This is a genomic window from Martinezella lusitana (assembly GCF_014207095.1).
GTDB lineage: Bacteria > Pseudomonadota > Alphaproteobacteria > Rhizobiales > Rhizobiaceae > Rhizobium > Rhizobium lusitanum_B.
In genome coordinates this window covers 39,515-63,925 of sequence record NZ_JACHBG010000027.1, presented here as the reverse complement: position 1 = coordinate 63,925, position 24,411 = coordinate 39,515, and the positions used below count along the sequence as shown (strand labels likewise).

The 24,411-nt window shown below is 59.0% G+C and carries 22 protein-coding genes; 14 read left to right on the top strand and 8 right to left on the bottom strand.

The window, feature by feature from the left end:
* The first annotated feature begins 404 nt into the window (after positions 1–404).
* Positions 405–1,250 carry a sugar phosphate isomerase/epimerase family protein gene (locus GGD46_RS29875; protein ID WP_246806508.1) on the top strand — a complete coding sequence of 282 codons (846 nt, stop codon included), beginning with the start codon at positions 405–407 and terminating at the stop codon, positions 1,248–1,250.
* Positions 1,251–1,374: 124 nt separating this feature from the next.
* Here the strand turns inward: GGD46_RS29875 and GGD46_RS29870 are convergent, their stop codons facing one another.
* The gene (locus GGD46_RS29870) at positions 1,375–2,262 is read right to left on the bottom strand and encodes a sugar phosphate isomerase/epimerase (protein WP_210325762.1); all 888 of its coding nucleotides are present in this window, start codon (positions 2,260–2,262) and stop codon (positions 1,375–1,377) included.
* Positions 2,263–2,384: 122 nt separating this feature from the next.
* Here GGD46_RS29870 and GGD46_RS29865 point away from each other — a divergent pair, with 122 nt between their 5' ends.
* The gene (locus tag GGD46_RS29865; protein WP_184710601.1) at positions 2,385–3,872 is read left to right on the top strand and encodes a GMC oxidoreductase; all 1,488 of its coding nucleotides are present in this window, start codon (positions 2,385–2,387) and stop codon (positions 3,870–3,872) included.
* A 412-nt stretch (positions 3,873–4,284) separates the two neighbouring features.
* Positions 4,285–4,944 (top strand): TetR/AcrR family transcriptional regulator, encoded by a 660-nt coding sequence (locus tag GGD46_RS29860; RefSeq protein WP_184710599.1) that lies wholly within the window; start codon positions 4,285–4,287, stop codon positions 4,942–4,944.
* Between the two features lie 121 nt (positions 4,945–5,065).
* On the opposite strand, the gene GGD46_RS29855 is transcribed toward GGD46_RS29860, so the two are convergent.
* The 4 genes from GGD46_RS29855 to GGD46_RS29840 all read right to left on the bottom strand — a co-directional run bounded on the left by GGD46_RS29855 (position 5,066) and on the right by GGD46_RS29840 (position 9,506).
* Positions 5,066–6,028, bottom strand: coding sequence for an alpha/beta hydrolase (locus GGD46_RS29855; RefSeq protein ID WP_184710597.1), 963 nt, complete (start codon positions 6,026–6,028; stop codon positions 5,066–5,068).
* 644 nt (positions 6,029–6,672) lie between these two features.
* Positions 6,673–7,491 (bottom strand): endo alpha-1,4 polygalactosaminidase, encoded by an 819-nt coding sequence (locus GGD46_RS29850; protein ID WP_184710595.1) that lies wholly within the window; start codon positions 7,489–7,491, stop codon positions 6,673–6,675.
* 321 nt (positions 7,492–7,812) lie between these two features.
* The gene (locus tag GGD46_RS29845; RefSeq protein WP_184710593.1) at positions 7,813–9,057 is read right to left on the bottom strand and encodes a hypothetical protein; all 1,245 of its coding nucleotides are present in this window, start codon (positions 9,055–9,057) and stop codon (positions 7,813–7,815) included.
* A 290-nt stretch (positions 9,058–9,347) separates the two neighbouring features.
* Positions 9,348–9,506: a hypothetical protein gene (locus GGD46_RS29840; protein WP_184710591.1), complete on the bottom strand. Its 159-nt coding sequence runs from the start codon at positions 9,504–9,506 to the stop codon at positions 9,348–9,350.
* 434 nt (positions 9,507–9,940) lie between these two features.
* Here GGD46_RS29840 and GGD46_RS29835 point away from each other — a divergent pair, with 434 nt between their 5' ends.
* From GGD46_RS29835 to GGD46_RS29825, 3 genes are read left to right on the top strand one after another with little or no spacing between them, the layout of a single operon-like run.
* A complete protein-coding gene (locus GGD46_RS29835) occupies positions 9,941–10,441 on the top strand; it encodes a hypothetical protein (protein ID WP_313206341.1) in 501 nt (166 codons plus the stop codon).
* 2 nt (positions 10,442–10,443) lie between these two features.
* Entirely contained in the window at positions 10,444–11,109 is a 666-nt protein-coding gene (locus tag GGD46_RS29830; protein ID WP_184710589.1) for a response regulator transcription factor, read from the top strand.
* On the top strand, positions 11,106–12,458 hold the full coding sequence (locus tag GGD46_RS29825) for a sensor histidine kinase (RefSeq protein ID WP_184710587.1): 1,353 nt from the start codon (positions 11,106–11,108) through the stop codon (positions 12,456–12,458). Before GGD46_RS29830 ends, GGD46_RS29825 begins: the two co-directional genes overlap by 4 nt.
* Positions 12,459–12,653: 195 nt before the next feature.
* Here GGD46_RS29825 and GGD46_RS29820 read toward each other — a convergent pair whose 3' ends face one another.
* Positions 12,654–13,640: a zinc-dependent alcohol dehydrogenase family protein gene (locus tag GGD46_RS29820; RefSeq protein WP_184710585.1), complete on the bottom strand. Its 987-nt coding sequence runs from the start codon at positions 13,638–13,640 to the stop codon at positions 12,654–12,656.
* Positions 13,641–13,742: 102 nt separating this feature from the next.
* On the opposite strand from GGD46_RS29820, the gene GGD46_RS29815 reads away from it, so the two are divergent.
* Positions 13,743–14,642 carry a LysR family transcriptional regulator gene (locus tag GGD46_RS29815; protein ID WP_184710583.1) on the top strand — a complete coding sequence of 300 codons (900 nt, stop codon included), beginning with the start codon at positions 13,743–13,745 and terminating at the stop codon, positions 14,640–14,642.
* A gap of 122 nt (positions 14,643–14,764) precedes the next feature.
* On the opposite strand, the gene GGD46_RS29810 is transcribed toward GGD46_RS29815, so the two are convergent.
* Positions 14,765–15,595 carry an oxidoreductase gene (locus GGD46_RS29810; protein ID WP_184710581.1) on the bottom strand — a complete coding sequence of 277 codons (831 nt, stop codon included), beginning with the start codon at positions 15,593–15,595 and terminating at the stop codon, positions 14,765–14,767.
* Positions 15,596–15,710: 115 nt separating this feature from the next.
* Between GGD46_RS29810 and GGD46_RS29805 the strand changes: the two genes are divergently transcribed.
* From GGD46_RS29805 to GGD46_RS29780, 6 genes are all read left to right on the top strand, one after another.
* The gene (locus GGD46_RS29805; protein WP_184710579.1) at positions 15,711–16,610 is read left to right on the top strand and encodes a LysR substrate-binding domain-containing protein; all 900 of its coding nucleotides are present in this window, start codon (positions 15,711–15,713) and stop codon (positions 16,608–16,610) included.
* Positions 16,611–16,918: 308 nt separating this feature from the next.
* A complete protein-coding gene (locus tag GGD46_RS29800) occupies positions 16,919–18,448 on the top strand; it encodes an ABC transporter substrate-binding protein (RefSeq protein ID WP_184710576.1) in 1,530 nt (509 codons plus the stop codon).
* 74 nt (positions 18,449–18,522) lie between these two features.
* Complete coding sequence (locus tag GGD46_RS29795) at positions 18,523–19,464, top strand: ABC transporter permease (RefSeq protein WP_184710575.1); 942 nt, start codon at positions 18,523–18,525, stop codon at positions 19,462–19,464.
* The gene (locus tag GGD46_RS29790) at positions 19,464–20,348 is read left to right on the top strand and encodes an ABC transporter permease (RefSeq protein ID WP_184710573.1); all 885 of its coding nucleotides are present in this window, start codon (positions 19,464–19,466) and stop codon (positions 20,346–20,348) included. Before GGD46_RS29795 ends, GGD46_RS29790 begins: the two co-directional genes overlap by 1 nt.
* A gap of 4 nt (positions 20,349–20,352) precedes the next feature.
* Positions 20,353–21,564: an amidohydrolase/deacetylase family metallohydrolase gene (locus tag GGD46_RS29785; protein ID WP_184710570.1), complete on the top strand. Its 1,212-nt coding sequence runs from the start codon at positions 20,353–20,355 to the stop codon at positions 21,562–21,564.
* Between the two features lie 42 nt (positions 21,565–21,606).
* The gene (locus GGD46_RS29780; protein WP_184710568.1) at positions 21,607–22,122 is read left to right on the top strand and encodes a RidA family protein; all 516 of its coding nucleotides are present in this window, start codon (positions 21,607–21,609) and stop codon (positions 22,120–22,122) included.
* Between the two features lie 69 nt (positions 22,123–22,191).
* Here the strand turns inward: GGD46_RS29780 and GGD46_RS29775 are convergent, their stop codons facing one another.
* On the bottom strand, positions 22,192–23,007 hold the full coding sequence (locus tag GGD46_RS29775) for an IclR family transcriptional regulator (RefSeq protein ID WP_184710566.1): 816 nt from the start codon (positions 23,005–23,007) through the stop codon (positions 22,192–22,194).
* A 151-nt stretch (positions 23,008–23,158) separates the two neighbouring features.
* On the opposite strand from GGD46_RS29775, the gene GGD46_RS29770 reads away from it, so the two are divergent.
* Positions 23,159–24,358 carry an aminotransferase class V-fold PLP-dependent enzyme gene (locus GGD46_RS29770; RefSeq protein WP_184710564.1) on the top strand — a complete coding sequence of 400 codons (1,200 nt, stop codon included), beginning with the start codon at positions 23,159–23,161 and terminating at the stop codon, positions 24,356–24,358.
* Positions 24,359–24,411 lie beyond the last annotated feature (53 nt).

Sequence of the window (24,411 nt, the reverse complement as noted above, 5' to 3'; positions counted from 1 at the left end):
GACGAAGGTAATTCAGCCGAATTGATCCTGCATCAGCGAGACTATGTGCTCGACAAACATAGCAGGGGCCTTGTTGCAGACGTTGACGGCGCCTGCTGATCAGCATGGGGGATAACCAACTGCAAAAGCTGGAGAATTCCCGTGGTGGCCAGAAGTCACTCTGGAGGAAAGGACCGGTGGGGCAAATATGAGCAGCCGTACGTAGTCGCTTTCTACGGAAAACGGCATCAAGTGCGGAAGCATGAGAGCATCGATCTCCCTCAGCTGGCCACGCCTCCGAGGCCTCCAATCCAGTTGCGGTGCGACCAGTATCGCTTCTTGGTCTCCAATGACCGATTGATCGACCTCCTGTTGGCTGACATAGTGCCGCCATCTATCCGTCCACGCCAAGCAAAGACCCATCGATGACCGAATCTGTCAGTAATTCCTTGCCCGCTTCCGCTCGTCCGCTCGCGAAAATCAGCCTGAAATGGGGCATGGTCGAGGAACCCGCACTTTCCATTCTGGAGAAGTTCCAGCTCCTGCGAGATCTCGGCTATGACGGCGTCGAGCTCGATTCACCCAATGATCTGCCGCTCGACGAGGTCTTGAGTGCCCGCGACAAGACCGGCCTTGCTATTCCCGGTCTCGTCAATGCCGTACACTGGAAGCGTCCGCTGACGGATCCCGATCCTTTGGCGCGCCAGGCCTGTGTCGATTCGATGGTCAGGGCTCTCCATGACGCAAAGCTTTATGGCGCAACGACCGTGTTGCTCGTCCCCGGTGTCGTCAATGCAGGCACCAGCTACAAGGCGGCTTACGCGCGAGCCGGCGAGGAAATCGCCAAGATCCTGCCCGCGGCCGAAGAAAGCGGCGTATCGATCGCGCTCGAAAATGTTTGGAATGACTTCCTGCTGAGCCCGCTTGAGGCCGCTGGCTTCATCGATCGCTTCAGCCATCCGCAGCTCGGCTGGTATTTCGATGTCGGCAATGTTCTGCGCTACGGTCGGCCGACAGATTGGATCGAAGCGCTCGGCAAGCGCATTCTGAAGATCGACATCAAGGAATACAGTCTTGGGAAGATGAACAGCGAAGGCCCGTGGAAGGGCTTCGATGTCGAGCTCGGCGACGGCGACTGCGATTGGGCTGCAGTCAACAAGGCCCTGGCAGATATCGGCTATTCCGGCTGGGCTTCGATCGAGGTGCCGGGAGGCGACCGCAAGCGCCTCGCCGATCTCAAGAAGCGCGTCGACCGGATCGCCGCGCTCTGATTTTCAGATTGCAAGAGCAATTCCAGGAAAAGTGCGTAGCGGTTTTCCGTCCGGAATTGCTTGAAACAAGGAGATAGAGCCTTTCCGCGTTTCGAAGAAATACGGAAAGGCTAAAGCGTAATGTTCAGCGGCCGGCCGTGGCCGCAAACATTGCCTTCGCATTCTTCAGCCCGATTTCGCAGCCGAATTGCGCCGGCTCGTTGCCTTCATATTCCAGCGAGACGAAGCCGTCATAACCTGAGGCGACGATGTCTTCGACGATCGACCTGACCGGCAGATCGCCATAGCCGAAGACCGCGCCACGGATCGCCTGGCCGCCGATAGTCTGCAGCCAGTCCGCGCCCGGAGCTGTCTGGCGCACGTAGAAATCCTTGATGTGGACGAAGCTTGCCTCAGAGAGGCAGGCCCGCGTGCCCGTCAGCGGATTCTCATCGACGCAGAGGAAATTGCCGATATCGACGGTCAGTTTGAAATTCGGCAGGTTGACGGCATGCTGCAGCCGCTTGATCCGTTCGCTCGAATTCATGAAGAAGCCGTGATCCTCGACGCTGGTGGTGACGCCATAGCGGCCCGCATGCGCGGCAAGCTCATGGGTGGCGTCGACGATTACTGGGAAGGCCGCTTCGAACTGACCTGGGTCGGTTGCACGCAACGACCATGGCACGACATCGTGGCGCAGGAAGCGGACGCCGAGCTTGTCGCAAAGCTCGACATAGTGCTTTAGGCGGCTGAGCTGGAATGCTCGCTCGCTGTCATCTATGAAATTTCCTGATGTGCAAATGCCGGAAATGGGTACGCCGCTTCTCTGAGATGCGTCGGTCAGCCGTTTCAGCATTTCCGCGTCATTGCCGAGTTCATACTGGACGTCTTGGCCTTCGGGCGCGACGGAATGCGTCGACAATTCGAGATGATCGCCGCCATGTTCGCCGACCCACTCAAAGATATCCTCGATCTGCATGGCGCCGCTTTGCATCAACGAACGGAAACTGTATGAACTCAAACCTATCTTCATCATGCCTCTCCTCGAGCGCTTTCACCAAAACTTTGTTCGACAACTTAACAATGCCTGTTGACTTCGGCTACGATACATCTTTGTTTAAAATCAAATTGATTTAACAATAGGGAATAGCAGGAATGTCTCGTCAGTCTGCCGACGTCGTCATCATCGGAAGTGGCCCGACCGGCTCGGCCTATGCGCGTGTTATCAGAAACAATTGGCCGGAAGCGCGTATCCTGATGGTGGAAGCCGGCCCGCAGATTCTGCCGCAAAAGGGCGCACATCTCGACAATATCGCCGATCTTGATGAGCGCGCGGCCTTCGAAGTGCAGGCCCAGGGCGGTGACCGCAGTCCGCGCATGCCGATCAACAAGGAAGAGTGGGAAGCCCGCCGTGCCGGCGGCTTCGATCACTCGTTGCTGCGACGCTCGGGCCTTTTCATTGCCAACGATGCCGATGAGCAGGACGAAAACCTCTTTGCCGGCTTCTCAGCAGCCAATGTCGGCGGCATGGGTACGAAATGGTCGACGGGCACGCCGGTGCCATCGGAGATCGAACTGGTGCCCTTCATCCCCTCCGATGAAATGCACAGGGCTCTCGCCGTATCGGCGCAGTTGCTCGGTACCAACAAGGATCCCCATGCCGGCGATGTTGCCGCCATCGCAATGCGCGAGCGCCTGGGCGAGGTCTTCAATCCCGGTCGCACGTCCGACCGCTTCGTTCAGCCGATGCCGCTTGCCGCAACGCCCGGTCCCGCTGGCCTGCGCTATCACGGCACCGACGTCGTGCTCGGCAACCTTGTCGACGAGCCGGCGGAACGCTTCCATATTCTCTGCGAAACCGCCTGCCGCCGCGTGATCCATGACCATGGCAAGGTCACGGGTGTAGAGCTTGCCCGCGCCGGCTCGCAAGAGACTTTCATCGTCGGCGCCGGCACGGTCGTCGTTGCCTGTGACTCGCTCCACACCCCGCAGCTGCTCTATGCCTCGGGCATCCGCCCCGAAGCGCTTGGCCGCTACATCAACGACCATTATATCGTCTCACAGATCACAGAGATGCAGACCGATGTGCCCATGAGCGCGATGAGCTGGGTTCCGGCCACAAGTGATCTTCCCTATTCGGTCACCATCGCCCCGGCCAGCCTGCGCTCGATGCCGCATACCAGTGAAATGAGTGGTCAGCCGGTTGGCATGGGCGTTTTTGTGCCCTCCGATATCAGCGCCGACAACCGCGTCACCTTCGACGACAATCGCCGTGACTGGCTTGGTCTGCCGGCCATCTCCATTCACTGGCGCCAATCCGACGGCGATAAGGCGCGTCTGGAGGACGCCAAGAGGCTCGCGCAGCGGATTTCTGCCATTATCGGTCGCCCTGCAGCCGGTTTTGCCACCTTCGTGCAGCCTGTCGGCTCGTCGCTGCATTATCAGGGCACGATCCGCATGGGCGAACACGACGATGGCACCAGCGTTTGCGACAGGAACTCCAAGGTCTGGGGCTTCGAGAACCTCTACGTTGCCGGCAATGGCGTCATTCCCACGATGACAGCCACCAACCCGACCCTGTTCAGCGTCGCTCTTGCCAGCATCGGCGCAAGCCAGATCGCTGCCGCCCGCAGGATCGCCTGATGTCATCCACGAGGCGATGCCGCGCCCGAGCAGCATCGCCTCGGCCAGTCACTAGCTTGGCGGAAACCCCGGACAGGCCAAACAGCCTATTTGAGGACATTAGGTCAAGAACAATGGCTTTCATCGTTGACGGTCTACGTGGTGATATCGGTCTTTGATCCTTTAGTCATCAAGCCTAAAACACACCGACATAACCGCCGTCGCGTTTCACCGAGGCACAAAAGGTTGCGTCTCCAGCCGGTACTGCCATTAGGTGAGGAGGTCGCGACTCGACGCCGGCATATTGCCAATGCGGGAATGAAAAACGAGTAGCCGCGATTGAGCGAAATCATTCTCTCCCAGCTTGAAATCTATACGTAAAATCAGTTGCATGAGCTATGGTTACGGCGGCAAGACGGAGGGATTCGCGGTCATGACACGTCGAAAGCGCTGGTCCGGCGAGGGTATCCTCGACGTGGCGGCAGAACTCCTGAAGCATGGAGACGCCGAAGCCTTCAGCGTGCGCCGCCTGGCAGCTTCCCTCGGCACCGACGCGTCCAGCCTCTATCGGCATTTTCGCAACAAGACGGAGCTTTTGCGTGCCGTTGGCGACCGTGTGCTTCTTTCGGCCATGGAGGACTACCGGTTCGAAGGTGACTGGAAGCAGCGTATCGCCGACATCGCGCATCGCCTTCGCGAGAAGTTCGCCCAGCAGCCGCAACTGGCCACGGTGTGGGCGCGCTACGCTTCAAGCGGCGCCGGTTCCCGTGCGGTTATGGAGGCGCTGCTGCAGGCATTGCAGGAAACCGGTCTGCCGGATGAGCGGATCTGCATTCATTATCATCGCACCGCGGTTCTGCTCTCGGCGCTGATCGCCGCAGACGGCGGGATTAGCACCCTAACGATAGAGGAGCGGCAGCAGGGCATGGAATTGTTCCGAGTTGCTGTTCTCGGGGCCGATCCCACTGAATATCCGGCATTGGCGCGCTTTGCCCGGGACTTACATCCGATCGAGATCGACCGTCAGGCCGCCTTTGCCGAGCTTCTTGCTGGGCATTTGAACCAGATCCAGCGCGAGGTGGACGCCCGGTGAAGGGCCGGTACCTTTGAAGACGAGCCGGTTGCGCAGTCATGGCAGTGACCAATCGTGTTGCAGTGCCCTCCCAACGAAGGTGGGGCCTGCTGAGCGACAGGTCGACGGCGGTATTCGGCCATCATTCCACCAACGCCCTCGTGAGGAAGTTCAGGATCTCTCCTTGAGCTGTCTTGGCCTGCAGCTCCACGCCCGGCAGGGTGAGGAATGCATGCTTGGCTCCCGGATACTCGGAGAGACGCACGGAGGTTTCGGCCTCGCGGAGCCGTTCCGCATAGCGGCGCCCGTGATCGGCGAGAGCATCCTGGGTTGGAACCACGACAAGCGCCGGAGGCAGATCGCTTAGGTCGCTAGCATAGAGTGGCGAGTAGGCACGGGCGTCGCTACCTGGCGGCACGGCGAGCCGCTGGAGGAACTTGAGCAGGGGGAGTGCGCATGTCGGATTGTATGCATACTCGGCAATTGAGGGATAGTCATACATCGTCTCAGTGACGTCCGTAACGGGATTGACAAGTACCTGCGCTTTGAGGGCGAGACCGGACTCCTTGGCGCGGATGGCACTCAGGGCGCTGAGCAGAGCGCCGAAGCTCTCGCCGAACAGCGCGATACGCGTCGGATCAACGCCCCATTGATCGGCGCGTTCGATCACATGGCACAGCACATCCCAGGCATCCGCGGCGGCGTTCGAAAGCGGGCTGTCCGGCGCGACAAGGCGGTGCTCCACCGAGACGACGACTGCAGGCAAACGCACGGCGAGGTGACTGTTCGTCCAGTCGCATTGCATTGCCGTGCCGACAAAGCCGCCTCCATGCACATGGATCACAAGCGGTAGGGCGTGCCTTAGGGCGAGTTTGCCGGTTATGGCAGGTCCTGGTCGATACACGCGAACGGGAAGATTTCGGCCTGGCAGAGCCATGTCCTGCCACTCAATCATGGCGTCCGGATCCGGCTCTCCGAGAAATTTCCGCGCCGCCGTGGAGGCGCGGAACCGGTTCTCGGCGTCTCGATAGGTGATCAGCTCCTCCGGCGTGATCGTCGTGAAGTCCGGCTCTTGCGGTCTTGCGGCGTCGGCACTCTCGCTCATCTCTTTCTCTCCTTCCCGGCAAATGCCTGATGATCATTACCGCCGAGATCGGCGTTGATCTTATTATGCACACACTGTGTGCAACGACAAGTGCTTTGCGTCGACCGTTCTGAGCGAAGGCTGCCGATTTGGTGCGCAGCTCCTGAGTGCGATGATGCGCTATCGAGCCTAGGGGTGGATGAGCCGAACTGTCAGGGGTGTCGCCTTCTCCGTCGCCCAGGCTGGCCAAATCGTCCGCGTTGATCGCGGCCTTGTGCCGCGGCTTTTGAGAGACGAGTAGGATCCTTGTGGACCTAATTGCATTGAATTTGGCTTTGAGCCTGAAGCGCCATTGTATTGCTGAAAGGTCCAGCCCCGATTGCTAGTCGCGAGGAGGCGATTGTTATCCGGTCATCTGGTCGAAGGCAGCGATAGCCGCCAGACATACAGTGATGCGGCGTGTCTCTGAAAGGACTGCACACGGAAATGGCGAAGATGCCAAGGTTGCGACGTTTGTGTCCGAGCTCCTCGATCACGGCATTTCCCTGCACGGATATCTCATAGGCGCAGGGGAAACCTCGCAAAGCCTGCAACCAACAATGATGGGCGGAGAGGCAGGCTTGCTGCCTCGCGCAACATCTACTCCGCCGGCGCATTCCCACAGGCTATTTGCAAAGCTTGTAGACGTAATCCGGCGACTTGGAAGGCACCAATCCGCGGTCACGGTAAATGACGGAAATCTTATTGCCGCGCGCTGAGCATGCGGCGTTGAAAATGCTGAGCGGATCAACCGGATTACCCTCGGAATCCTTGGTATTGTCATTATATTCGATCTCATAAACCAATCCGCCATAGGCGGCGGTGAACTTGTCGCATTCCTTCCAAATCTGGCATTCCTCGACGATTGCGAAATCGAAGCCGATTTTCGAGGACCCGGTCGGGGCGAGGTCGCTCGCATTCTTCTGCGCGATGGCAAGACCGGCGACGTGCGCGCGCTTCACCAGCAGCTTGGCGAATGCGACGTTGTCGGCCATCGCCAAAACGCCTTTGGACCTTGTCCAGGAATCGAGATTATCCGCATCGATACCCTTGAAACCATCCGTTGCACATCGATCGAACCAGGGCCCGATTATCTCCATGAGAGCGGCTCGTTTCGCGTCCGTCGACGTATCGAGCAGATATTCATTCCACTGCTTGTCGACCACGAATTTCCCATCTTGCCTGACCAGCAGGTCCGGGTGTTTCGATGCCCACCATTTTCCCTCATCCGGTTGGGTTTGGTAGGTATTCACGTAGCATATGTTGTATTTTCCTGTGGCCGGCGGCTTTAGCCGGTCGCGCACGACAATCTTGACGCTTGTTGCCGGATCATAAGCGCCGCCGAGTTGATAGTCGAACTGGCCCTTGACCGGCGGCAGAAGAACTGGCTCTGCGGCCGCCGGTGGCACGCCATATATTGTCATGACGATGACAGCTATCGCCATGCAGAGGCATTGAAGGTAGTTTTCAAAATGCCAAGATCTATCTGATCTGGATGTAAACGTCGAATGAAGTTCGACCAGCGCCTTAAATTCCAATAGCTTCATGTCATTCTCCAATGTACCTTACAGTGTCTATGCCATGCTCAATCGGACATAGATCGATATATGCTACAGGAGCCTCGTCAGTTGATATTGACATAAATATATATGCTTCGTGATATGACCGTAAATCAGGCGCCGGTCCATGTGGATGCGCTTTGCTGGTTCTATCTCAAACACGCCAAAGGAATATCATTTAACTGAATCAATCTTCAGGTCGGTGGATCAGCAATTGGCGGAATCATCTTCACATCTTTGAGCGTCCAGACGATCCTGAATCTCTGGATGAGAGTTGTCGTCTTGTTCTGAACCCCGCTCGGCCGGCGCAATATGTTCGCGGCTCTCCTCGTCATCATCGCGACTATCGCTGTCCTGCTTTGGAGCCTCCGTCTTCTCGATCGGATCATCGTCACGCTCCAGAGCGTCTGCTTTCTCGTCGGCAATGTTGCTGTCGCGTGCCTGTGCAGCTTCTGGTCGCTCTTCATCGTCAAATGGAACGGTAGCATTGGATTCTCTGGATTCTCTGGATTCTGGCTCGCGCGCTGCTTCAGCCGCGTCGAGCGAGACGTTCTCTTGCTCTATGTGGATCATTGTATTGGTGGTGAAGACAGTGTCTTGCGGTGCGGCCGGTATTTCCACCGCCGTTAGGTTTTCCTGAGGCAAGGCCTCGTATTCGACGCGAACCTCGTCGGCCGTGTGGTAAATAGTCTGATATGTAATCTGCGTGCTGTTGTCGACCTCTTGGATCACTATGACAGGATCGTTGATAACGACCGGTTCATCATACCACACAGAGTCGCGGCCATCGTAATAGCCATCATAATAGCCGTCCCAGTACGAGCGCCAGGCGTGGAAGTCGGGACCGACAGGCTCGAAATAGGTGTAGTAGGTCGGATAGTAGACCCGCGTCGTGTAGATAAGCGCCTCGAAGGAGCCGGATACTGTTGATAGCGTCAGCAACATGGCCTGATAGGTCAGGTAGTCATCGGGGCGACTGTCGTAATAGGCCAGATCTTGCCTCAATCGCGTCACCTGCCGTCGAAGGGCCGCATTGGTGGCAACCTGGTCTTCCAGCGCCCCGACGTGCTTTTCCAGAGTGTTTACCTTCCTGCGCAGCGCTCGGACCTGAGCCTGGTCCACCTTTCCGGCTTTGCCGCCAGATTTCCCAAGAACGTAACGCGAGGAATAGCTTCGCCACGCAGCGTTCAGATAGCGCATCCCCTTCTCGGCCTCGGCGTTCTGCGCCGGCGTTAGGGCGTATCGCGTTTGCAGGTCGCCAATGGCTCGTGACAGGTTGCCGGTGGCCTCGGCAATGGCTTTGCCGTTACGTCCAGAAAGCGCGATCTCCATCTGCTCGTTGGCGCGCGCGGCTCGCGTAACGCCCTCGATGACGCTGGTGGCGCTTCTGTGGCGAGCTCCGAATGCATCGCCTTTATAGCTGCGCGCGACCATGCCGAGCGAGATGCGCATGTCCGCAAGCAGCCCCTTGGCATTGCGCTTGGTTTCCGGCGCGGAGGCGGCTGCGGAGGAGGCGAACGCCACCTGCGCCGCGTAGATCGCGGCGGCAACCGGTATCGTGTTCACCGCATAGCTGGACATCGTCAGTATCAGGCCGCCTGACACGATCCTGTTCAACATCGATTTTGGAGGCATATGGAAACCCTTGGGTTTGTCTCTATGTTGGAGCGTTCGCGTCCCCGCATGCATCTTCAGTGAAGACGGGTGGGGTTACGCGTTGGACGAGCAGCCGCATCGTTCGATCAGCGCAGGAGCCTGCAATCGGAATATCGCGCGTTTTCGCAATGCAGGCTCAATGGCTTGCTCACCCGTGACGGCTGAACGATCAGCATCGACAGGACAACGAAAAGCAGCGCCGCGACATAGACGATGGCCGGTGCGACGGAAAAGAGCCTCAGCATGATGTCAGCCCTCAACGGCATTATCGAATGACTTTTAGGGGCGCCGGCGTGAGATGCGTGTCGCCATCGTTACCGAGATCGGCCATTTGCTTGCCTTGGCATGACATTGGCTGGCTGGTCCTGTGGTGCCTGAAGATATGAAACGGCCCGCAGGAATGGGGCGGCCGCATAAGCTGCATCGACAGGAAGAGGGTGGACAGCACGGTCACGTAGATGATCGCCGGCGCAAATCGAAACGGCATATGCATAAAACTATTCCTTCAGTTGCGGTCGAGCCGCGACGAACCCTTGTCCTTGGTCGTCTTGTTTTGTCTCGACGGTGACTGCTATACGTCAGGCTGGCTGAAAATCCCGTGAGGCGGCTGTCAGCGAATTGTCAGCTTTGCCCGTTTAAGCTTGTCGTCCGGCGGCTTCGATGACCCAAGGAGTGGTGTGTGCGTTTCCCGACCATGAGACTTTGCGCGCTTTTCGCAGCCATTGCCCTTGCGTCGCAGTTTTCGGCTGTGGCGAGCGCACAGGCAATGGAACGCGGCTTTCGCGTTATGCTGGTGGCCGACAGTGGCGATTCAGATGGGTCTTCGGGGCAGGATTCGGATTCGGGAGACACGGACAAGGGCTCGGCCGGCGACGATGCCGATACCGGCGGGTCTGACGACGACCAGTCCTACTCCTCCGAGGGACATGGCAATCCCGGGCTTGGCAACAGGTTTGATGGGCCGAACGGTGCGTTGGAGGCCGTTCAAAGCGATCGCGCGCTGCCGCTGGATGGTATTGTCGCCATCACCCGGCGGCTGACAGATGGGCAGATCATCGATACCCGTCTCCATACCGTCAAGGGCGTGTTGCGATATGAGCTAAAGGTGCTCGAAAACAATAACGAAGTTCGCAACTATTCTTTCAATGCCCGTACGGGAAAACTGGTGAAGGTGAGATAGAGATGCGGGTGCTCGTTGCCGAAGATGACCGTCGCATAGCCGCATCGCTCGGCATTGCGCTGTCGACGGCCGGCTTCGTTCCGGAATACGCCACGGACGGAGAGGATGCCTGGTTTCGTGGCGACACCGAACCATTCGACGTGGTGATCCTCGATCTCGGTCTTCCGACGCTGGATGGCTTGACGATCCTTAAGCGCTGGCGCCATGCCGGGCGAAAGACACCGGTCTTGATCCTCACCGCGCGCGGCCAATGGAACGAGCGGGTGGAGGGAATAGAAGCCGGCGCCGATGACTATGTGGTAAAGCCTTTTCGCATGGAGGAAGTCGTGGCGCGTATCCGGGCCATCGTGCGCCGGGCGAGCGGTTTTGCCTCGTCACAGATCGAAATCGGCGAGTTCATGCTCGACACGCGGATGCGGCAGGTGTCGCGGGCGGGCATTCCGGTCGCACTGACACCACAGGAATACAGGCTGCTGGCCTTCATGGCGCATCAGGGTGGTCGCGTCGTCTCGCAGCTCGAAATCGCCGAGCATCTTTATACGCAGGATTTCGAGGGCGGTTCGAACTCGGTCGAAGTCCTCATCGGCCGCCTTCGCAAGCGGCTGGGCGCTGACATCATCGCAACGCGCCGAGGCTTCGGTTATATCCTCGGCGGGAATGAGGCGTGAGGATCCAGTCCCTAAGGATTCGTCTGATACTGGGGGCCGGCGTTTGGATCGCCATTGCTTTGGTGTTGGCGGGGCTTGCCATCGGGTATCTCTTCACGAAGAGCGTCGAGAGCAGCGCCTCCGCGGATCTGTCGGCAACCACGTCCCGCCTTGTCGCACTCATCGATCCGAGCGCGCGCAGTCCCGCGCCGGTGCTCTCCGGTGCGTTGCCTGATCCGCGCTACGACACGCCGATCAGCGGTCTCTACTGGCAGATCACGGATTTGGGCACGCAGCAGACCATTCGCTCCCGTTCGCTTTGGGATCATGTTCTCAAGGCCAGCTCTCCCGTGGAAGGCGGGCAGCTGTCGACCATGCGGGGTCCGGTCGGCCAATGGTTGCTCGCCTTTTCCCTGACGGCCCGCTTTCCGAAAGCCAAGGGCGAGCGGCGGTATCAGATCGTGGTCGCGCAAGACCGGTCAATCCTCGACGAAGCGATCGCCCGCTTCGGGCAGGAATTGGCCGTGGCACTCGCAATCCTCGGTGTCGCCCTGGTCGTCGCCGCCATTTTGCAAGTGCAATTCGGCCTGTCGCCGTTTCGGACACTACGTCAGGACATCGAAAACATCCGCAAGGGCATTGCTCCGGCAATCGAGGCCACCTATCCGCGCGAGGTCGTTCCCGTCGTCAGCGAGGTCAACGCACTCTTGGCCCTGCAGCAGACTTCGATGGACTTTGCGCGATCAAGGGCGTCCGATCTCGCGCACGGGCTGAAGACGCCTCTTGCAGTGCTCGGCACGCTTGCCTACGAACTCGAACGGCGCGGTGATGCGCGCAGCGCAGCCTCGATCATTGGCCTCACGAATGAAATGCGAGACCGCATAGACTATCAGCTGCGTCTCGTCCGCCTGCGTCAACGTACGCGGATGCAAGCCCTTAGCGCATCGTTGAACAGCATCGTGTCCGGCGCGGTGGCGGTCTTGAAGAAGACGCTGACGGGCGAGCAGCTCGAGTGGGTGGTCGATATCGACGACGACCTGAACGTGGACATCGACCCGAACGATCTCATTGAGCTTGTGGGTGTCATCCTGGAGAATGCCGCCCAGTGGGCGAAAACGCAGGTCCACGTTCAAGCAAGAACGGGCGGGGCAATGGTCGAATTGCAGATTTCTGACGATGGTCCGGGCATTGCGCAGTCCGATCTCGATTCGATCGGCCGTCGTGGCAAGCGCGTCGACGAGGCAGGCACCGGTACCGGCCTCGGCTTGGCGATCGCCCGCGAAATCGTCGCCCTCAACAACGGAACGATTGCGTTTGAACGGTCCAGCATCTGCGGACTTGAGGTCGTCATCTGCTTGCCGGCCGCCTGAAAAAGGTTTGCTCTTACGAGTGGCAGGAATGACGGTGGTCGGATCGAATGCGCAGACTAGGCAGGATGCATGATCGTTCCCGGCAAGGCCAGTAAGAGCGCTCGGCGAAGCCTGAGCGCCCGTTTGCCAAGGTCAATCGGGAGCTGGATGTACAGACAAACTCTTTCCGCATCCAGCCCGCCGCCCGCCGGATCCTCAGACCTTCACTACGATCTTGCCAAATTGCTCGTTCGACTCAAGGAAGCGATGAGCGGCGACGATGTCATTGAAAGAAAAAGCCTTGGCGATGCGCGGCCAAAGCGAGCCGGCTCTCAAGCCCTCGAAAATGAACGCCTTGGCGGCCTCCAGCCGGGCAGGGTCGCGCACGATCTCGTGCATGAGATAGCCGCGCAAGGTCAGGCTCTTGCTCAGGACTGCGAACAGTGGAAATGGCGTCGCCTCGGGGCTTAGGCCGCCATATTCGATGAGGATACCACCCTGAGACATCGCGGCCGTAAGCGGCTCGAAAATCGGGCCGCCGATCGAATCGAGCACAACCCTCACCCCTTGCGAGCCGGTGATCTCCTTCAGGCGAGCCTCCAGATCCTCCTCCGCTGTCGCGACGACATGCGCGGCCCCGAAATCCAAAAGCGCCTGCTTCTTGCCGGAGGCGCGCGTTACGGCGATCGGTGTTGCGCCCACCATGTTGGCGATCTGGACCGCGGCAAGTCCGACGCTGCTTGATGCTGCGGTGATAACGACGAAGTCATCCTTGCGCAGCCCGGCGATGTCGATCAAGGCGCCATAGGCGGTGATATATTGCATCCATGCCGCTGCAGCCTCTTCGAAGCTCAAGGTCGAAGGGTGCTTTACCACGCGCTCCGCCGGCACATTGATGTACTCGGCATAGGTCGGCGACTTTGACTGCGAGATCGGCGGAATGATGCTGACGGCATCACCTGGCTTGAAATTGTCGACACCTTCTCCGACGCTCTCGACGATGCCTGCCGCCTCCAGGCCAAGCCCTGACGGCAGCGAGGGTGTCTCGATATAGGTGCCTGCCCGCATGAGCGCTTCGGCGCGGTTAAGGCCCAAGACCTTGACCCTGATCCCGACCTCTCCTGATGCTGGTCGCAGCGCTTCGATTTCGTTGAAGGTCAGGACTTCGGGGCCGCCACGCTTATAAAATCTGACTGCACGCATGTCTGTTTCTCCTAAACAATGGTTTATAATTGTGTTTATCGCGCTAAGGTTTGCCGTTAAATTGATCATGGAGATTGGCAGAATTAACTATTGGTTTTGAATATGGATCGTCTTACGAGCATGGCGGTATTTGTGAAAGCGATCGAACTTGGCTCGTTTGCGGCTGCCGCCGATGCATTGGGCTTGTCTGCTCCGATGGTCGGCAAGCATGTCCGCTTTCTGGAGGACCGCCTGGGCATCCGCCTCATCAACCGGACCACACGCCGCCAGAGCCTGACGGAGTTCGGCTGCGCATATTACGACCGCTGCCGGGTGGTCCTTGCCGAAGCCGAGGCGGCGGATGCTCTCGCCGCCGATCAGATCTCCGTGCCGCATGGCAAGCTGCGGGTGAGCATGCCCGTGCATCTCGGCCGGCGCTGCATTGTCCCGATCCTCATCAAACTTGCGCAGCAATATCCTTCACTGGAACTCGATCTGTCCCTTAGCGACCGGTTCGTTGATCTTGTCAGCGATGGCTACGATCTTGTTATCCGCACAGGCGCCTTGGAGAGCAGGGCCGGGGTGATTGCGCGTCGCGTGGCACGCCAGCGCATGGTCGTCTGCGGTGCGCCGGGTTATCTTGAGACTTATGGCTGGCCACAGCAGATCAAAGATCTCGACGCACACCATGCCGTCGTCTACAGCCGCCTCAACCGGGTCGCCCCATGGCTGTTTCCGCACCAGGACCAGCCGGCGACGGAGGTTGCGCCACGCAGCCGGCTCCGGCTCGACGACCTCGACGCCATCGCTGATGCCGCAAGTGCCGGCATGGGGCTGGCTTGGTTGCCACAATGGCTCGTTCGCGAACGGATCGAGGCAGGCACGCTTGCCCTTGTCCTGCCAGGTCAGCCCGACTTTCTCTATGACTGCAACTGCCTATGGCTGCAGACGCCGCATCTGCCGCAGAAGATTCGCCTTGCCGTCGATGCGCTCGCAACCACACTGCCCAAACTCATGGGCTGATACGACAGTTGTTGCCAGCGCGCGGCATGCTGATGTCGCCGCTTGAGCCCTCGGGCGGCGGCGATCCAGTCACGTGTCGAATTGAGCGCGTCAGGGTTGGTTCACGCGTCAGGACGAAGAGCTTACTCTGCAAAGTCCATGGCAAGCGTGATGTGCCTCCACGCCGCAATCTCTGCCTGCATCAAGGCGAGCTTTTCCTCCACCAGCCTGAGTGCGTCTGACCCGAGGAGCAGATGTGCAGGTGGATTTGCCGAGCCGGCCAATGTCACAACTGCCGCGCCAAGTTTGGCTGGGTCGCCGATCTGCCGACCGTCATAGGCCTTACGGCGCTCGCGAAGCGGGTTCATCAAAGCATCGTAGTCGGCGATGGATCGGGACGTACGGACCATCGAACTGCCTCCCCAATTGGTGCGGAATGACCCCGGCTCAACGGCTGTGACATGGATTCCGAAATCCTTGACTTCCTTGCCAAGCGTTTCAGTGAAGCCCTCCAGCGCGAACTTGCTGGCATGGTAAAAGCCCAAACCGGGCATTGTGATAAAGCCGCCCATCGAGGTGATATTGATGATCCGGCCAGCGCGCCGGATACGCATGCCGGGTAGCACCGCTTTTGTTACGGCGACAGCTCCAAATAGGTTCACGTCGAACTGGCGGCGCATCTCCTCGAGCGTGGATTCTTCAACAATGCCCTCGTGGCCGTAACCTGCATTATTCACCAGCACGTCGATCGGACCTATCTCGCGTTCAACGCGCTCGATTGTCGGTGCGATTGCCGCCTCATCGGCCACATCGAGAAGCACCCCATCGCAACGTCCAGGGGCAATGGCGGAGAAGTCCGCTCGATCCTTCTCAGAGCGAAGCGTGCCGACGACGTGGTCGCCGGCATTAAGCGCCGCTTGGGCGATCGCGCGGCCAAAGCCCGAACTCACGCCGGTGATAAACCAAGTGTTCATGGGATGTCTCCAATTGTGATGCCGGCCGATCCGGCCTCCCAAGGGAAATCTAATGGTTTCCTGCTCATGAAATAATCTGCTATGTTTTTGCTGAAGTAGTGAAGAAATTTCAGCAATGATTGGGATCGACCATAGCGATTTGGCCAGGTTTCTGGCGATTGCCCGGCATCGCAGCTTTCGCAAAGCGGCCGACGAAATCGGCTGCACGCCATCAGCGCTTAGTCACGCACTGCGAACGCTTGAAGAGCGGCTTGAGCTGCGCCTGTTGAACAGGACGACACGCAGCGTGGCGCTCACCGAGGCGGGCGAACAGCTGTTTGCCCGTGTAGCCCCAGCGTTTCTGGATATCGATGACGCAATCGAGGATCTCGGCAAATTCAGAGGAGCCCCGTCGGGCACGCTGCGCATCAATGCCGCCCGGGCATCGGCCGAGATGGTACTGCTGCCGCTCGTGACGCGATTTCTCGCTGCCTTTCCGGGGATCAGCGTGGAGATCACAATTGACTATGCGATGGTCGACATGGTCTCGGAAGGTTTTGACGCGGGCGTTCGATTTGGCGAAACTGTCGCTCAGGACATGATCGCCGTGCCGCTCGGCCCGAAACAGCGCTCAGCCTATGTTGCCTCTCCCGCCTTCTTTCGCCGCTATCCGAGGCCGAGGAGGCCAGAAGATCTTCGGGGACTACCATGCATTGGCTTTCGCTTTAGCAACGGGCGCAATTATGCCTGGGAATTCGAGCGCGACGGATCGGCCCTTACGGTCGAAGTGAATGGTGGGCTGACGCTCAGTGATCAGGATCTTGCCGTAAAGGCAGCACTTGATGGTGCCGGCATCGCTTTTGCCTTTGAAGGCCAGGTGGAGACCGAAATTGCCGAAGGGCGGTTGGAACGCATCCTCGAGGACTGGTGCCCCTATTATGCGGGATTCTATCTTTACTATCCAAGCCGAAGGCAGTTGCCGGGGGCGCTGAGGGCCTTCGTGGACTTCATCAAAAGTGCTGATGTCGCACGATAGGTTTGCGTTGGAGGTGCGCACCTCAATTGCTTAATGCGGGGTGATATTTAGCCGATCAGCAAAGGCTCAGTTGCGAATTTCGGTTTCGGCTCCAGTGACCTTTGGCTTGAAGGGCCGGGTTGCCCTTTCGACTTCGGCGTTTTCGAGACTAGAAGCACCAGGCGATGGACATCGTCAGCGCGCATTGGTCCGATGCCGAAGGTGCATTCTCCTCATCCCGCGCTTCGGCTCTTGACACGGCTCCTCTACGATCTATCATTCCACTATTAAATCTTCTATTCCATAATTGTATAATAAGGGGAGAAGGAATGAAACACCTGAAGCTTGCTATGCTCGTCTCCGCGGCGCTGATCGCGTGGCAGCCATTTGCCTTCGCGCAGCAAAAGGGGGGTGTGATTACGGTTGCCACAGTTGGCGAGCCACCGACGCTCGATCCAATGGTTTCGACGGCCGACCTCGTTGGCATCGTCAGTCAGCATATTTTCGAAACGCTCTATACTTTTGACGCGAACTGGAAACCGACGCCGCTTCTTGCATCGGCATTGCCGGAAATCAGCGGTGACGGAAAGACCTATGTGATCAAGCTCCGGCAGGGCGTGAAATTCCACGACGGCTCGGAAATGGAGGCGAAGGACGTGGTCGCGTCGCTTGAACGCTGGACGAAGCTGGCCTCGCGCGGCAAGCAGACCGCAACCATGATACAAAAGATCGAAGCGGTCGACCCGCTGGCCGTCAAGATCACGCTTTCTGCGCCCTACGCGCCACTGGTCTCGCTGCTCGCCTTCAACAATTCCGCCGCCATCATCCTGCCCGCCTCCAAGCAGGCGGAACCGTTGACCGAATTCATCGGCACAGGACCCTACAAGCTGAAGGAGCGCAAGCCGGATCAATATATCCAGCTGGAGCGTTTTGACGGCTATCAGTCTCCCTCGGGCGACAGCAACGGCTATGGCGGTGCGCGTCACCAGTATCTGGACGAGATCCGCTTCGTGCCGGTGCCTGACGCCAATACCCGTATCGAGGCGGCCATCTCCGGCCAATATGACTATGTGGATTCCCTTCCGGTCGAATCCTATGATCGCATCAAGGCATCGACTGCATCCGAACCCGTCATGCTGAAGCCGTTCGGAATGGCACTGTTTGTTCTCAATTCCGGCGAGGGCATCACCAAGAACAAGGCGCTTCGTCAGGCCGTGCAGGCAGCACTCGGCGACGAGGATATGATGACCGCGGCCTTCGGATCGAAGGATTTCTATTCGGCGGATGGTGCGCTCTATCCGAAGGGTTTTGCATGGAACACGCAAGATGGCGTCGAAGGACACTATAACGTCGGCGATCCTGCCAAAGCCGGCGAACTGCTGAAGCAGGCCGGCTACAAGGGCGAGCCGCTGCGCATCCTCACCAGCCGCCAATACGAGTTTCACTACAAGATGGCGCAGGTCGCCGCCGAATATCTGAAAGCTGCCGGCTTTACGGTCGATCTGCAGGTGGTGGATTGGGCCACGCTGACCCAGCGCCGCAGCGATCCCAAGCTTTGGGACATCTATATCACCCACTCGCCATTCCTGCCGGAGCCGTCGCTGATCGGCATGCTGTCGACCAGCGCGCCGGGTCATTGGGACACGCCGGATCGGGCAAAGGTGGTAAACCCCTTCAACGCGGAATCCGACCCGCAGAAGCGTGTCGCCCTCTGGGCTGACGTACAGAAGGTGATCATGGATGAAGTACCCTTCATCAAGGTCGGCGATTTCAACGCGGTCTCTGCCAAATCCAAGAAGCTGGACGGGGTAGCGCCGGCGCCGTGGCCCTATTTCTGGAATGCATCGGTAAAGAAATAGGACGCTCCATCCGGCTGGGTCAGCCCTGCCGGAATTCGCGTTCCCCTGTCGAGCCGCCGGGACTGTCGTGGGTCATGATACGCTACATAGTACAAAGATTGATTGGCATGATCGTCGTGATGTTTCTGGTCGTCACGATCGTTTTCATCATCGTTCGCGTCACTCCTGGCGATCCGGCCGCAGTCATGTTGGGGCCGGATGCCACGCCGGCCGACATTGCCGCTCTTCGGTCGCAACTGGGGCTCGATCAGCCGCTGATCCTGCAATATGTCTATTATATCGGCAATCTGCTGAAAGGTGACCTTGGTCGGTCGATTTTCCTCAACCAGCCGGTGCTGTCGGCACTCAGCGATCGGGCTGAACCAACTTTCTTCCTGACGCTGTTTTCGATCATCATCGCCTGTGTCGTCGCCTTGCCGGTCGGTATCTACGCTGCCTACAGGCGTGGTTCCCTCGTCGATCAGGTGGCGACAGCGCTTGCCATGTTTGCTGCGAGCATTCCGAGCTTCTGGCTCGGCCTGTTGCTGATCCAGTTTTTCGCGGTACGCCAGGGTTGGTTTCCCGTATCGGGTTACGGTGGACCGGATGCCGGTTTTCTCGACCGCATGTGGCATTTGTGCCTGCCGGCTATTGCCCTCGGCCTTGTATCCTCCGCGCTCATCTTGCGCTTTACTCGCGCATCGATGCTGGATGTTCTGGGCGATGACTACGTGCGCACGGCGCGTGCCAAGGGGCTCGATGAACGACGGGTCGTCCTCAGACATGCATTGAAGAACGCCTTGATCCCGATCATCACCGTCATCGGGCTTACCATGGCCGTGTTGATCTCGGGCGCGGTGGTCACGGAGACTGTGTTCGGCCTGCCTGGCGTCGGCAATCTGGTGGTCTCGGCGGTATTGCGGCGCGATTACCCTGTCATTCAAGGGGCGCTTCTCGTTATCGCCGCGCTCTATGTGTTGATCAATTTTGCCATCGACATGCTTTATTTGCTGGTCGATCCGAGGGTGCGCTACTGATGACCAATACCGCCATCGAATTCACCGGTCAGACCAGACCTCAGAGTGAGCGCATGAAGTTTCTGCGCCGGCTTCTGAAGCGCAAGACCGTTGCCATCGGTCTTGTGATCCTCGTAGTCTTTGTGCTGCTTGCCGTTCTGGCGCCCTGGATTGCGCCCTACAATCCCTACAAGCTCTCGATCGTCAATCGTCTCAAGCCGCCATCGGGCGTTTACTGGTTCGGCACGGACGAGTTCGGGCGCGATGTCTTTTCCCGAACCATCTATGCCGGGCGGCTGTCACTGCTTGTCGGCGCCGCCGTCGTTACGCTCACCTCTGTCATCGGCGTAACGATGGGCTTGCTTGCGGGCTTCTTTCCAAAGCTCGATGCACCCGTAGCTCGGCTGATCGATGCAATGATGGCCTTCCCGGACATTCTGCTGGCGATCGCCCTGGTCGCTGCACTCGGGCCGTCGCTGGCGACCGTGATCGTGGCTCTGTCCATCGTCTATGCGCCGCGCCTTGCCCGGGTGGTGCGTGCCTCGACGCTGGTGATCCGCGAATTGCCCTATGTCGAGGCCGCCGTGTCCATGGGTATTTCGACGCGGCATATTCTGACGCGTCATGTGCTGCGCAACCTGGTGTCGCCGATCATCGTGCAGGCAACCTTCCTGTTTGCGAGCGCGATGTTGGCGGAGGCGGGCCTGTCCTTCCTCGGCCTCGGCGTCAGCCCGGACATTCCGACCTGGGGCACGATGATCGCTGCCGGTCGGCAATATGTCGGACAGGCCGACTGGATGACGCTGTTTCCCGGTGCGGCCATCGTGCTCTCCGTTCTGTCACTGCAAATGGTGGGCGATGGTTTCCGCGACCTTCTCGATCCTCGCCTGAAAAAGGATATATGATCTCATGCCGGCGCATGCTTCTCCCAATGCTTCGCTGCTTATCGCCAATGTCAAACCCGTAGCCTTCGGTGCTGACGGCCATGTGGGACCAATCGACATTCTGGTCGGCCCGGACGGCACGATCGCGACCGTTGGCACGAACCTCTCACAAGAGGGGGTCGGACAGGTGATCGATGGCAAAGGCGCGTGGATTTCACCTGGCTGGGCCGACCTGCATGCCCATGTCTGGCATGGCGGCACGGATATTTCCGTGCGCCCCAATCTGTGCGGCGTGCAACGCGGTGTGACCACCATTGTCGATGCCGGTTCGGCGGGAGAGGCCAATTTTCACGGTTTCCGCGAATATATTATCGAGCAGTCGCGTGAGCGCATTAAGGCCTTCCTCAATCTCGGTTCCATCGGCCTCGTCGCCTGCAACCGCGTCAGCGAACTGAGCGACATCCGCTCCATCGATCTCGACCGTATCGTCGCCTGCTACGAAGCCAATCGCGAGCATATTGTCGGCATCAAGGTGCGGGCAAGCCATGTCATCACCGGCTCATGGGGCGTCACGCCGGTCAAGGTCGGTAAGAAGATCGCCAAAATCCTGAAGATCCCGATGATGGTGCATGTCGGCGAGCCGCCCGCGCTCTATGACGAAGTGCTGGAAATCCTCGGCCCCGGCGATATCGTGACCCATTGCTTCAACGGCAAGGTCGGCAGCAGCATCATCGAAGACGAGGATCTGTTTCAACTGGCCGAACGTTGCGCGAAAGACGGCATTCGCCTCGACATCGGCCATGGCGGGGCATCTTTCTCGTTCAAGGTTGCGGAAATCGCCATCGAGCGCGGCCTGCTACCATTCTCCATTTCGACCGATGTGCATCTGCGCAGCATGAACCAGTCGGTCTGGGATCTCGGCACGACCATGTCGAAGCTCCTGAGTGTCGGCATGCCGTTCGAAAAGGTTGTGGAAGCGGTCACGCATGCCCCGGCGGAGGTGATCCGTCTGCCCATGAACGATTTGTTGAAACCTGGGGCGCGTAGCGAGTTCACAATCTTCGACCTTGTCGATTCCGAACTGTCGGTGATGGATTCGCTCGGTCACAGGGCGACGCTCTCCCGGCTTTTCGAGCCGCGTTACGCCGTCATCGGCGGTGACGTCTTCCCGGCGAACCGTTACCAGCCTGATGCGGTCGGCTGCGGCGACCACAGCCATGGCCATGTTTGCCGCTGATCCTATTGAGAAAGATGGCGGCAGCCGATCCAGCGCCGCAGAATGACAGGAGTTCCCGTGTCGACCCGCATTGCAAATTCAACGACCGGTCGGGATATCGATCCTTACAAGCGTCTCGAAGCTCTCGGCATCCGTCTTCCCGACGCGCCGCCGCCGATCGCCAACTTCGTAACACATGTGCAAGAGGGCAATGTGCTCTATTTGTCTGGCCAGGGGCCGCTTGGAACCGACGGAACCCTGTGCAAGGGGAAGGTCGGGACCACCGTGTCGGTCGAAGAGGCTTACGGGCATGCGCGGTTGACGGGGATCAACCTTCTCGCCGTCATGCATCAGGCATTAGGCGACCTCAACCGGGTCAAACGCATCGTCAAGCTGCTGGGCATGGTCAATGCCGAGCCGGACTTTGGTGAACATCCCCGTGTCATCAACGGCTGCTCGGATCTTTTCATCGAAGTATTCGGTCAGACCGGCCACCATGCTCGCTCGGCGATCGGGGTGGGCTCGCTTCCCAACAATATTTCCGTCGAGATCGAAGCCATCGTCGCCCTGCATGAATAGGGCGGCTCCAGGAAACATGCCGACCGGTTTTCTACTCGCAAGACCGGCCCGGCAAAGAACCAGGATGGATCAATGATTGCGCCAGCCCATCGCCTTCTCGATCCGCTCAGCGGATTGCCGGACGCTTTCGGTGTAATGTGCCGGGTTTTCCGCGATCTTCTGTTCAGGCAGCACGATCGAAATGGTCGCGACGCAGACACCCTTTTCATTGCAGACCGGCGAGGCGATACAGGCGACCGCATAGTCGGACTCTCCAGCCTGGATGGAAAGCCGTTGAGCGAAGGCGCGCTTGGCTGCATCGGACAGGGTTTGCGGGTCGGTATCTGCACGACCGGTGGGCGAAGCTGTGGCGCAGCGTCTGAACAAGGCCAACCGTTCGTCGTCGGGCAGATGGCCAACCAACAGACGTCCCGATGCCGTCCAGTTGAGGGGAACGCGGGTTCCGACCCGCGAAGTGATCTGGAAATGGCCGGGGCCGTCGGCCATCGCGAGAACTTGCATGTGATCACCGTCCAGTCCGCAAAGCTGGATCGTTTCGCCGATATGGCGGCAAAGATCGTGCATTTCACCGTTGGCCACGCTCAGAAAATCCAGCGAGCGTGCATAGGCGAGGCCGTAACGGTAAAGCCGATCGCCCAGCCAGAGATTGCCGTCGGATCCGCGCGACAGCATGCCCTTCTCGACCATGTCCTCCACGATGACATAGACGGTGGAAAGCGGAGCGCCGATGGACTTGGCGATAGCGTAGGCGCCGCTTGGACGCCCGGTATCGTAGAGGAAATCGAGCACCTGCAATACCCGGTCGATGCCGCTGACACGCGAGCGGCGGGCGGCCTTTTCGGTAGCGGACGCAGGTTCGGTTTTAAGAGTGGGTTCAGGGGGCATGAAATGGCTCCGTCGAAGCTTTGGTTGCGACGCAGTATTCCCGCGGCGCGATTGCCGTTTGTTACATAAAACCGAAGTAGATACCAGATTTATGGAATAGTCCGCCACAAAGTGCGCGCCGAACCGTCGGCGCATCGGTCGGGAGATGAAGATGACCAATGTGAATATTCGCAACATGCTTGGACTGCGCGAAGTCGTCAACGTTTCGGGCACGATGACCGGGCTTGGCGCCTCCATCGCCGTGCCTGAAGTGGCGGAGGCGATGAGTGGTATCCTGCCGCAATTCGTGGAGATCAATGATCTTCAGCGCAAGGCGAGTGCAGTGATTGCCCGGCTGACGGGAGCAGAAGCCGGCTTCGTTACGGCCTCTTGCTCGGCGGGTATCACGCTTGCTGTTGCGGGCTGCATGACGCAGGACAATCTCGCTGCTATAGAGCGTCTGCCGGATACAACCGGGCTGAAGAACGAGATCATCGTGCAGATGGGCCATGTGGTGAGCTACGGCGCGCCGGTCGACCAGGCGATCCGCATCACCGGAGCCAAGCCGGTGCTGATCGGGCAGGCGACCAGCGCCTTTGAACATCATCTGGAGGGCGCGATCAACGAACGTACCGCAGCGGCCGTCTATGTCGTCTCGCATCATGTGGTCAATTACGGCCTTCTGGAACTGACCCGCTTCGCGGAAATCTGCCATGCGCGCAATGTTCCGGTGATCGTCGATGCCGCATCAGAATATGATCTGCGTGGTTTTCTCGAAGCCGGCGCCGACGTGGTGCTCTATTCAGGCCACAAATTCCTCGGCGGTCCGACCAGCGGCATTGTGGCCGGCCCGAAAGAAATGGTGCGCAATACCTTCCTTCAGAACGCTGGCATAGGGCGCGGCATGAAGGTCGGCAAGGAGAGCATCTACGGCGCCATGGCGGCGCTTGAGGCCTGGGAAAGGCGCGATCATGCCGCCATTCGCGCGCGCGAAAAATCCTATCTCGACCTCTGGCGCGAGGCGCTCGGCGCCTATGGCGGAGTAAGTGCGGTGATCGAGGCCGATCCCACCCACAATCCGCTTGATCGCCTGCGCGTGACCATCGACCCAACAGTCGCGCATATCACCGCCTGGGATCTGGTCGATGCCTTGGCGCGGGGCAATCCGCCGGTCATCGCGCGAGACCACGAGGTGGAGCATCATTACTTCTATCTCGACCCCTGCAATCTGCATCCAGGCCAGGAAGAGGTGGTCGCCAAACGCCTTGGCGAGGAACTCGACAAGGCACGCGCATCCAATGAGATCATCGCGACGTCGCTTAGCGACCGCAACCGGCGCCGTTTCGACACTCTTCGCCGCTGGCCCGATTGAGCTATGTCTTCCTCAAGATTGAACTGGCTCCGGGGCAAAGATCTGCCGAACAA